1 pseudogene is annotated in these 641 nt (G+C 62.1%); it reads right to left on the reverse strand.

From position 1 onward, the window contains the following. Positions 1-236: 236 nt before the first annotated feature. Positions 237-437, reverse strand: a pseudogene (locus IVA82_RS10210) (transposase zinc-binding domain-containing protein); the annotation flags it as partial. Between the last annotated feature and the right edge of the window lie 204 nt (positions 438-641).

The raw sequence follows: 641 nt of genomic DNA on the forward strand, positions 1-641 counted from the left end.
GCGCCGCTGCAAACCCGTCAAGGTAAGGCCCGCTCGGCCCGCTGCGCAGATGCCCCAGCATCTTCGCTGCCGAGAAGTACGTCTCCAACATGTCCGTCTCCGTATGTGACCGGCCATCAGTGGCCGACCCAACGGGCCGCACGGGCGACTTGTAATGGAGAGCTCGAGAGCGGCAATACACAGGAAAATACGGTGATCGCGATTGCCAGCTCCCCATTACCGGCTTTGCCCATAAGGCAGGAGTTGTAGGCAATGCGTGTGGTGCCGCAGTCATCGCACTGCTCGAGGTGGCCGCCGAGCACAGCCGTCCGGCAAGCCGTGATCGCGCCCATGACGCACCGCTCTACGCGGCCCAAATGCCCGGCACGGGCTTGCCGAAACGCTTCGCCGTCATGTCCTCGATCACGCGGCGGCGAAGTGGGGCTGATCTCAGCCATCGGAAAACCTCCTGTCTGAGGGTTTGGCTTCGAAAACCCGCAATCCTCTCAGACAGGAGGCAATCCTTGCTACGCCTCCCTACATGCCGCGCCAGCGGCTTCGTTGTGTGCCGGGCATGCTCAATAGCTCGGAAGTGAAAGTCTTCCACCCAACCTGATGGAGGTGAAGGGTTAGTGAAACGCAAGGGCTGCCGTCGCGAGGCG

Source organism: Bradyrhizobium sp. 142 (genome assembly GCF_023074015.1).
Taxonomy (GTDB): Bacteria; Pseudomonadota; Alphaproteobacteria; order Rhizobiales; family Xanthobacteraceae; genus Bradyrhizobium.